We start from the raw sequence: 11,291 nt of genomic DNA, 5'->3' as shown, positions 1-11,291 counted from the left end.
CGCGGTCCCCGCAGCAGGAGGAATCCACCGGCGTGCCCCGCGTGGAGGCCGATCCGGCACCGGACCGCCCCGAGGTGGTCGGGTCGTCCCCATCCGTTCCGGGGGCCGCCGCCCCCGGAACCGCCTCCGGGTCACCCGCCTGGGAGGCGGCGCGCAGCGCGGTGGAGCCGGTGCCGCGCTCGCACACCTGGGTCGACCCGGTGTCGGTACCGCCGGACCCCCAACGGCCCGGCGGGACGACCCAGTTCGCGGTGAGGTCGAAGTTCGACGTACGCCGCTTCGAGCTGGGCGGCGAGCTTGTCACCGACCTGACCGTCCAGGTCGGTGTCGGCAACCCGGACCGGATGCCCGACGGGGTCTGGGAGAAGGTGCTCAGCGGTGTCGAGTCGGCGCTCAACGCACCGGGGCACCGGCTGCCGAACGGGGATCTCCTGCATGTGACCGTGGAGCGCGTCGAGAGCGACCCGCACCCCAACGGGCTCAACGTCGACTTCGTCGGCCGCGACCAGCAGATGACCCGTACCGCCTGGTGGGCGGACGCCGATCCCATCGACTACGCGCACGAGATCACGCACATGCTCGGCCTGCGGGACGAGTCCCGGCACGCGGTCGCACCCCACCGCCCGGACGTCGAGGGCAGCCTCCTGGGGGACTACCGGCGCCCCGCACCCGACGGGCTCGCCCAGGGCGGGCTGCGCGACCGCCACCTGCAACTCCTCAGCAGGCACATCGGGGACCTCACCCCCACCGCACCCCAGACGGCCACCGCGCCCTCGCCCTCCACCGCACCGTCGACCGCCACCGCCACCGGTGCCCTTCCGCCGCCCGTCCGCCGTCCGGCCACCACCAGCGGTGCGCCCGGCGCCGAGCCGTACGCCCCGGTGCTGCCCAGCACCCGTCCCCCCGGGCTGGACCGGGACCTGCCCCGGCCGCTCGGCGGGCGGCGGGAGCGGGCCGACTTCGGGAACGGCTCCCGGATGCCCGCCTACATCGACGACGTGCAGGAGCTCGTGCAGGACGCGCCCCCGGAGGTGCTTCTCGAACTGGTCTCCGGCGGCGTGACCTTCGGGCACAGCGACGTCGTCCTGCGCGGCACCGGCCAGGCGCTGGTGGAGATCGGCCGGGTGCTGTCCACCGGGACGGACGCCGTGCGCCCGGCGCAGCCGAAGAAGGGCCGTACGGCCGGTTCGAGCCTGATGGACGATGTCACGTACGCCTTCACCCACGAGCCGAAGACGCTGGCCGGGGACGGCCGCGTCTTCCCTTACACGGCACAGGACGGCAGCGTGCGGAAGCTGTCGGTCACCCTGCGCCACTACGGCGACTGGGAGCAGTTCACCGATACCCACGGCAGCCCCGTCAAGGTGGACGGGATGCAGCGGTCGGTCTTCACGGCCGGGCAGAGCAAGACCATGCAGTCGGTGACGCAGATCGCGCTCGGCGGACCCATCGGGCCCGTGGGCCTGGACGAGTTCAGCGGTTTCGGCAGGATCGGGCTGCGGTTCGGTTTCACCGACCGCGTGGGATACGGCCAGACCGAGCAGGGGACGAGCCAGACGGAGACCCGCGCGCTCGACGGCTCGCGGGTGTATCTGGACAACGTCTACTACGACCTGCGGATCGTCGACGCGGAGGACCGGCCCGTGACCGGATCCGGGCCCGCCACGTTCGGGTTCGCGGTGCGGGACGGGCTGTCCGTACGGCTGCCGGACAGCGTGACGAGCACGACCGCGACCCTCGGGCGCATCCCCCGCTCCATGGAGCTCAGCCGGCAGTCGGCCTACCGGCTGGTCCAGACGGAGGGGTTCGGCCCCGTCTCCCGGATGCGGGACTGGGCGGCCCAGGAGATCGGTGCGGCACCTGGCAGCACCGCCTATGCCGAACTGAACTCCTTCTTCTCCTCGTTGAGCTTCCAACGGCAGAGCACCGCACTGTCGAGGGGCCGGGTCACCACCGTGCCGCTGTTCGCCGACGACAAGGCCCGTACGCCGCTGGGCGTCTTCGTGGTCGATGTGGTGCCGGGCCGGGCGACGCTGATCACCGAGACGCCCGACGCGGAGATGCGCGACATCAACACCCTGACCGTGCGCAACGACCGCAGCGTGCAGAAGACGGCGGCGATCGGCATCGACGGCGTCGCGGGACCCGCCTTCAACCTGTTCGACCTGGGGAACGGCACCCTCAATCTCCGGCTCCAGCTCGGCGCTGCGTTCCGCTATCTCTTCTCCGTGTCGCGCACCGCCGGTCTCGGCGGCTCCGGGGCGATCAAGACGGCCGGCCAGGTCAAGGGCGACGCCACCGGCCTCTACCTGGTCCGCAAGACGGTGTACGTCCAGCGCAGCGGCAGCGGCACCCGGCCGCAGCGGTTCCACACCTGGAGCGTGGACCGGATGACCCGTACGGAGGCGAGGCGGCTGGCCGGCTGGGACGACGGGCTTCGCCGCGCGCCGCGGGCGGGGGCGCCCGAGCCGTTCGCCCCCGCCTACCTGACCCCGGACAGGCCGCCCACCCTGGGCATGCACCGGGTGGAGGAGTTCGCCTTCGCCGACGGCACGAAGACCGGGCCGGCCGGTGTCACGGGACGCGAGCGCACCCTCCTGGACACCTTCGCCGACGAGGTGCTGACGGCACTCGCGGCGGCGTATCCCGGGTTGGTCGCCCGGCTCGACCAACTGGCGCCGCCGGAGCACCGGACCCTGCGTGAGCGGGCGCACGCCCTCCTGGACCCACCCGGTCCGGCCGACGGCGCCCGCCCCGCGCCGACGCGGTGGCGGAACGACGACGAGTACCGCACGGCTCTCGCCAACACGCTGGAGGTCCTCAGCGTCCTGTCGCACCGGAGCATGGCGGGGAACCTTGAGGCGCTGACCACGACCGGCATCCGGATCCGGTTCAACGAGCCGGGGCGGATCGGGCAGGGCCACCGCTACGTCTGGCTGCACGGGGAGCTGACCAACCGCCGTTTCGAGGGCGTGCAGGACGACTTCAAGCTGCGCTACAGCTCGGTCGGCGTGGAGCGGGTGGACGGGCAGAAGAGCGCCAAGCGCATCGGGGAGACGGGCGTCGAAGGGCTGCTCGCCTTCCGCGACCCCATGGCGGACGACATCGGCGCCCCGAACAACTCGGGAGGGCCGAGCGTCGGCGTGCGCTGGGGGTGGCAGTCCGACGAGGAGACCAGCTTCGGTGCCACGGCCACGTACGAGCCGATGACGGTGAGCGCCGGGCCGTCGCACCTCTACCGCTACGACCTCTCGCTCACCGTGGACCGCGGTGGGTACTGGCGGTTCCGGGGCCTGCTGCGGGGGGCGGCGACGCTGGGGCTGCTCGGGACCCAGCCGTTCGTCTTCAGCCAGCCGCGGGACCTGCTCGTCGGTACGGCGCCCGGGGGCCGCCGGATCGGTGGCGGCCCCCGGACCGGGCAGGTGCTCATCAGCATCCCGGGCACGCACGCGCCCGCGGTGGACCCGCACCACCGCGGCGCGGCCAACCCGTATGCGAGCGTCGCCGAGCAACCGGTGCGCGTCCTGCGGCCCGGCCGGGCGAGGGCGCTGGCCCTCGGTGACCTGTCCCGGCCGGGCAGCCTGGTGCGCGCCACCGACCTGGTGGGGGAACCGGGCCCGGTGACCCCGGACGGCCGGGGTTCGCAGATGTTCCGCGACCTCCAGAACCATCCGTTCCTGACCGTCAGCGTCGTGCCGTCCCCCGCCCTCGTCTCGGCCCTGGGGCAGGTCATCACCGCCGGGTCGGGCGGCGCGTGGCAGCTCACCGAGGAGGGGGCGCCGACCCGGGAGGCCGTGCTCCGTGCCTTCCAGCCGCAGTACCTGACGGCCAACTTCGACCAGAGCTCCGGACCGCTGGGCTGGAGTGCCTCGGGGCTGATGGGGAAGGGACCGTACGCCACCCTCTGGGCGAACTTCCGGCACCTGTCGGCGGTGGACAACATCCAGGCCCTGACCGGTTCGGTGCCGATGGACACGGAGATGGTGCTCGGCGGCACCGGCCAGACGGCCGGCAAGCTCACCAGAACCCGCACCTTCTTCGTCGGCGGGCAGCTCGTCTACGCACGCTCCCACGCCGCCGGACCCGGCCTGCTCGGTACGTACGGGCTGGTCGCCAGCCCCTGGTCGACGGCCGACCAGTCGAGCATGACCGTGACCCGCGCCTTCGTCCACGACATGAACCGCAAGGGCTTCGGCCACCAGGTGCTCGTGTCGGGCACCGCCGAGCACTGGCTGGCCCTGACGTCCAGCCTGCTGGGCTCCGGCGCGGCAGGCCGGCCGCTCGTGCCGGACTGGATCGCCGCGGCGGCCGGGCGGATGACGACCGTGCCCGGTGGCTGGCTGGCCCACGTCCCGGAGAAGAGCGCCCACATGGTGGGCCTGATCGACGACGGCATGGGCGAGGTGCCGCGCTACACCCGCCACCGCTGGTCACCGCAGCCGTGGCTGCGGGGGGAGAACTTCGGTACGTACGCCGTCAACGCGCTGGACCCGACGACGGCACTCGCCGCGTTCGAACAGCAGGTGGCCACGCTCGGACTGGACGACGCGGGCCGCGAACGCGTCCGCACCCTGGTGTCGTCCCGCGTCCTGCGCTCCCTGGACAAGGAGATGACCGGCAGCGGCTCCGCGGTGCCGGCCCGCACCGGCGCCTGGGGCTGGCACAGCGTCCGCCTCGGGAAGCGGCAGGTCCGGATCAGGGTCGAGCTCGAACCGGGTACGCCGACGTTCGAGATGCTGGACCACAGCGTGGAGATGGAGGAGAACCGGCGGGCCGTCGAGACGGTCACCGAAGGCGCCGAGTCGACGAGGGGCGCCGACTTCGGCTACCTGGTCGGCGAGGCCGTCCACACGGAAGCCGCCACGGCGGTGGCGGCGGGCCCCACCTTCACGGAGACCGGATCCGGCCGGACGTCCAGCGGCGAGAGCCGTACGGAATCCACCCTGACCGTGTTCCGGGCGGCGTCGACGGAACCGTACGCGGAGATCGCGACGCCCTACACGCTCCGGATCACGCTGGAGGCCGACGACCCGGCACCGGAGGAGCGGGGACCCGTACGCGCCGGGTTCGACCGGTTCCGCGGCAAGCAGGTCATCAGCGTGGCGCACCCCGCCGGGACCCTGCGCGAGCACGTGCCCCTGAGCCTGATGGCCCCCGACGCCGAACCGGGCGCCGACCTGCTGCCTCCCCCGGACCTGACGGGGCTCGCCGCGCCGCGGCAGGGCCTCTCGCCGTACGTGCTGGGCCCTGACACCCGGCACGGTGACGGCACCCTCAAGCCGTTCCGTTTCCCCGCCACCGGCTTCGACGTCCGCCGCATCGTCGGCCTCGCGGACATCCAAATGGCGAACACCTACGCGCTGGCCCTGTCGTACGACGCGGGCTTCTCCATGGACGGGCCCGATGCCGCGCGCAGGGCCAGGGACACCGGGCTGACCCGGCTGGGCACCGGCTCGGCCCAGGCCCTGGAGGACGGGTCCGGCAACGCGGCCCTGACGGCGTACTACCACCGTGCGGTGACACCGCAGGGCTACGGCATCCCCGGACTGACCGAGAAGCACATCGCCGGCACCGAGAGCGCGCAGCTCGAGCTGTACGCCAAACCCGACTTCAGCCGCGCCCGGCTGCTGACCGTCGCCGACGGCAAGAAGATGGAGATGCTCCGGCGGACCGGGGTCGGGGCGTCGGCTTCCGTCGGCCGGGAGAACGTCCAGGACTCCGCGTTCGGGGCGGGTGTCCTGATCAGCTCCGACAAGACGGGCCTGCACCAGATCGGCGGGGCGGGCACCGGGCCGTACACCTCCGACGGGGACGCGCTGCCCACCTCGGCGGACCAGTTGACCTCCATCAACACGAAGCCCAAGACGGGCCGGGTGTTCCTCTTCGCCGTCCCCACCGAGTGGCTGAGCGTCGCCGATGTGCGGCGGGGCCTCAAGGACTCCCCCGTCGGGCGCTTCGTCGGCGGCACCTTCGGCAAGGTCAGGCCCGGCCTGAAGGCGGTGGGCTCGGAGGCGTACGCGCTGACCTGGATCAGGGACGACGTCGCCCGGGAACTCGGCCTGATCGACGACACGAACTTCCCCGCCCGGGTGGGCGCCGCGTGGGACGAGGTCGGCAGGGCGAGCGCGGCCTGGGTCGCTGCCGACAAGGCCTACTGGAGGAAGCGCCGCTCGGCGATCGGCCTGAAGGAGGAACGGGACGCCGCGCGGATCGCCCTGGACGACGCGGAGACCGCCGCCGGGGCGGAGGAGCGTCGTCTGGCGGCGGCGAACCGAGCCGCCGTCGCCCCCCGCGACGCGCTCACCGGGGCGAGGGCACTGCTGGACGAGGTACGCGGCCAGGTGCGGGAGGCCCGGGCCGCCCTCCAGGCCGACACGGAGTCCGCCGGTGAGGCCGCCCACGACGGCTGGGCCGAACTGGCCCGTGAGCAGATCGCGCAGGCCCGTACGGAGCTGGCGGCCACCGAGGCGCGGCTGCCCGCACTCGAAGCCCGGGTGGCCACCCTGAGCGGGCCCGCGGAGGAGGCGGCCCGGAACGTGACGAGGGCCGAGAAGGCGGTGGCCGCGGCGGCTCTCCGGACCGAGGCGGCTACCCGGCGGCACGACGCGGCCGTCACCGCCTTCGGCAACCGGCGTGCCCTGCTCGACGCGCTGAGGACGACGGCGGAGGACGCGGCGGCCGAGTACCACACGGTGAGGGCGGCGACGGACCAGCTCACCCGGTGGCACCAGGAAGCGGCCTTTGCCGAGGGGCGGAAGCGACTGGCGGGCCGACCGGAGCCCCCGGCGGTCAGCTACCGGAAACCCGCCGCGGAGCTCGCGCCCCCGGCGCTGCCCGCACCCCCGGCGCCCCCCGCGTACACGAGGACCGGCACCGGCGCGGACGCCCGTCTGACCTCACCCGACCAGGTCACGTACGCCCTGCACGACGTGCCGGAGGACGGGGACGCCTTCCTGCACGCCCTGGTGGAGGGGCTGAGCAGGAGCGCGCCGGATCTGCTCACCGGCCAGGGGGTGGACCTCGGCGACCGGCGGGCGGCGGCGGACGCCGTACGGCGGATGCTCACCGCCAGGCTCATGGACCCGTCGGACGCGGACCTGCTCGACGCCGTCGCCCCGGACGTCACGGACACCTTCAGCGACGCCGAGGCCACCGGGGCGGGGCTGCGGGGTACCGGGCCGCTGGGCGCGGACACCCCCGGGGGCCGCGAGTTCGACGGGCTGGGAGGGCTGATGCCGCACTCCGTGACCCCGGACCGGGCGGCTCGGGCGGCGCTGGCCGTCGCCCAGCTCATGCGCCCGGGGAACGCGGAGGGCTCGGCGGGCTGGGACCACGGTGCGGCGGACCTGCTGCCGGTGCTGGCCGCCCGGACGTTCGGGGTGGACGTCACCGTGGTCGACGACGCCGGGCGCTTCCAGGACTTCCGGCCCGGCCCGTCCGACCCCACGGGCCACCTGACGGGCTCCCTGGACCTGCCGCCCGCGGGCCCGCGACCGCACGTCGTGCTGAGCCTGGCGGGACGGCACTACCAACTCGCCGTGCGGGAGGGGGCGGTGGAGGACGTGACGGGGGGCGACGCCGACGCCACCGCCGAAGTCGACTCCACCGCGGGTTCGGACGCCGGTTCGGACGCCGGTTCCGACGCCGACGTGTCGGATTCCGGGCAGTCCGAGGATTCGCCGTCACCGCTCCCGCCGCTCCCGCCGCCCATGCCCACGGGCCGGGCCGCCGACGGGCAGCCGGTACCGGTGCCGGGCACCGGGGCGTGCCTCTTCTTCTCGTTCATGGCGAGCGACCCGGCGTACGTCCGGAGTCGGCTGCCCGGTCTGGCGGCGTCCGACCCCGACGCGTACTCCTGGCTCGACGACGCCGACACCGTACGCGGCGGGCTGCGCAGCCGGGCGGCGGTCACGTCCGCGACCGCGCACTACCCGGGCGGCCCGGAGACTTCCGTCGCCACCGCCATGCGCGACGCCGTCGAGGACTACGTGACCGCGAGCGGAGGACGACTGCCCCGGGCCGTCATCGGACAACTGCGCATGTCAATGACGACGGAGTTCGCGGCCAGGATCGCGGGACGGCACCGGGCCGGACTCGTCTCGCTGCTCGCGCACCACGGAGTGGACGCGGACACCCTGGTCGACCGCTCGGAGGCGGGCCTGCGCGCGGAGCTGACCGCCCTGTACCCGACGAGCGAGGCTCCCCTGGACGACGTGGAACTCCACGCGGTCCTCGACGCCGTCACGCACTGGGAGGAGCGGTACATGACCGCGGTGGGCGAGGTCTTCCTGCCTCTGCTCGCCCATGCCTTCGAGGCGCGGGTTGAGGTGGTGCGGGACGGGTTCCGGGTCGATGACGCGCGGGCCGGACGCGACGACGCCTCGCGGGTGGTCGAGGTGCACTACAACGGCCGGGACCACTACGACGGCAGCGACGCGGAGCCCCTCGACCTGCTCGTGTACGGCGAGAGCGTGGCCCCCAAGCGTGTGAAGCCCGAGGAACGCGACAGCGAGGGCGACGTACGGGTGAATCCCCTGTGGACCCCCCTGGACGAGGTCGACCCCGATCTGCTGATCACGGCCAACCCGGACGTGGTGTGGATCTACACGGTGACCGGGGACGGGCGGGTCCTGCTGGGCAGCGAGCAGCCGAGCGCGATCCTCACGCAGGAGCAGTTCGACGCGCTGCTCGCCGGGATGCGGCGGGAGAACCCGGACCTGACGGCGGACGAGCTGCGGAAGGACCTGGACGGTCTCGGGCACACGGGCATCGCGGCGCGGTTCGGGGAGTCGGGCCGGTCGGAGCCCGGGAAGAGCCGCGTCTCGGGCGAGTTCCTGTGGAGCCGGGAGCTGAAGCGGTGGACGGTGAACGACAAGTCGGGCCGCTACATGAGCGACTCCGTCCGGCCCGGTCTCGACCCGGACGTCGCGGCCGGCTGGCTGGACGAGGTGGCGAGGCTCTTCACGGAACGGCTGGGCGTGCGGGTCGTGCCGGAACAGGTCAAGACCGCGGCCGCCGCGCCAGCCGACCCGCCTCCCCCGGCGGCCCCTCCGCCGCCCTTCGTGCCGTTGAAGGGAGACGTGTCCGTCGCGGAACTCGACGCGATCGGGGTGACGCTGTCGCTGGCCCAGGCCACACAGGCGGCGATCCTCGGCGACCGACTGCCGGTCGCGGAGCTGGACCTGACACCGGAACAGCACCGGCTCATCCGGGTACAGCGGGGCGAGCCCGACACCTCGGCGCCGACACGGTTGCTGCTCGATTCGCCGGAACCCTCGTCCCCCGAGGGCAGCGTCGACTCCCTCGACATGATCATGGACTGGGAGGACGGAATCGAGGGCGGGGAGACCGACGAGGACAGCCTGCCCGCCGAGCCGGACCACCACCAGCTCCTGGAGGACCTCTACGGCCCCGAGATCGGTCAGGCCCCGCTCTATCCGGCCCTGCGCGAGACCCTGGCGCGGCTGGACACCCTGCGACTGGCGGTGGCCGGATCCCCGCTGCGGGACGGCCCGTTCGACCTGGACGCGGTGACCCGGTACGTCCTGGGACTGGGCGAGCAGGAGGCCGTGACCAAGGCGCAGCGCGGCCGGCTGTTCAGGGTGGCGATGGACGAGACGGTGGAGGCGGCCCGGAGTCTCGCCGGGCTGGCGGCGTTCCGTCTCGTGCTCGACGGGGTGTTCTCCGTCGCCCGCACGCTGCCCCGGACCGGCGGCAGCCTGGGCAGGAACTGGACGGGCGGCAGGGTCAGGAACCTGGACACCACTCAGGTGGTCGGACCGGCCCAACAGCCCTACGGCGTTCCCCCGCTCGGTGGCACCGACCCGGCGCCCTATGTCGTCCTGGCGCCCGGAGGCGGCCACGACCACGTCGTCGTGCTGGACGACGAGGGCACCCCGTACGAGGTGCCCACGGAGGTGTTCGCCGAACTGCTCGCCCTGGACCCGCTGCTGACGGGGCTCCCGGACGGCACCCCTGTGGTCCTGCTGGTCCCGGAGGCGGGGGCGCGGGGCCTTGATCTGCCGCGTGTGGTCGCCGACCGCACGGGCCGCACGACCTGGGCCACCAGCGGCAGGCTGCGGTTCACCCCGCAGACCGAGGACGGCCCGGCCGCCGTCTCACCGGAGCACCGTCCCGGTGAGACGGCGGGCACCTGGAGCGTCAGCGAGCCGGGCGAGGTGCCCGGTCCGGACGACCTACGGGACGCGCCCGCCTGGGAGGGCAAGGTCATGTCGTACACCCACGTCTCGGAGGGGCGGTCGATCGGACGCTTCGTGTACCACCCCGCCGAGGCCGCCCGCTTCGAGGGGCTCATGCGGAAGATGCCGGAGACCACCGAGCTCTGGCACCGGGACCAGGCCGCCGGCATCCTCATCAAGGATCCGGACCCGGTGCCCTGGGCCGGCCGGCCGGCGTACTTCTTCGCCGCGCACGGGCTGCCGGGGGAGACGGACATGGCGCTGGAGGACGGCGCGAACCACATCGTGCGGTCCACCGCCACCGGTGGTTTCCTCAAGCGGCGGCCGAGTGTGGCGCGGCTCTCCGACGACCATGTGATCGTGATGGACGAGTGCTGGCACGCCACTCCCGGCGGCCCGGACTTCGTCAACGGGGACTCCCCGTCGGCCCCCTACGTCGCCGACCCCCTGGGGACGGTCAGCGACGCCCAGCACACCGCCAACGAGACCGGCCGCACGGTGTTCGCCTCCACCCGGCCGAGCGGTATCCAGCGGCTGAGCGAACAGCAGGGCGGCGGTCACGTCCGCATCCTGAACACCGATCCGCGGGGCAGGCGGGGGCGATGGCTGGAGTTCCGGCCTGAGCCGGCCGGTGCCGCGCTCGACGACGTGGCCCGCGCCGCCGGCCTCCACCTGGACGACGCCCCTGCCCCGCCCGCTGTCCGGGACGCGGCCCTGCGGCTGGTACGCGCACTGCGGACCGCGTTCGGGCCGGACGTGGACCAGGACGACGCCTACCCGCACCTGCTGGCCGGTATCGGCGCCCTGGAGGCGATGCGCGGGAGGGACCCGTGGCTGGCCGACGTCACACCGTTCACCATGGACCTGCTGGACCAGGCCGTACGGGAGGTCCGTGCGACCCTGCCCGACGCCCCCCTGGACGGCACCGCCCTCGACGCCGACGACTACCGCGCCGCCCTGCTGCACACCGCCACGGCAGCCGGCACCGACGCCACCCTCACCGCGTTCGTGCCGCTGCCCCGGCTCGTGGAGGCGGCGCGGCGGCCTGCGGCGAGGCGGCCAGTTCCACCTCCAGTCCGGTGACGGTCAGGA

At 73.7% G+C, this 11,291-nt stretch carries 1 protein-coding gene; it reads left to right on the top strand.

Annotation, left to right across the window (positions count from 1 at the left end; all coding sequences use genetic code 11):
* The first annotated feature begins 32 nt into the window (after window positions 1-32).
* Window positions 33-11,282 (top strand): lonely Cys domain-containing protein, encoded by an 11,250-nt coding sequence (locus ACYVE9_RS06950; protein WP_461026846.1) that lies wholly within the window; start codon window positions 33-35, stop codon window positions 11,280-11,282.
* Window positions 11,283-11,291 lie beyond the last annotated feature (9 nt).

The sequence above is a fragment of the Streptomyces sparsus genome, from assembly GCF_054776295.1.
This window is presented reverse-complemented; position numbering and strand designations above follow the sequence as displayed.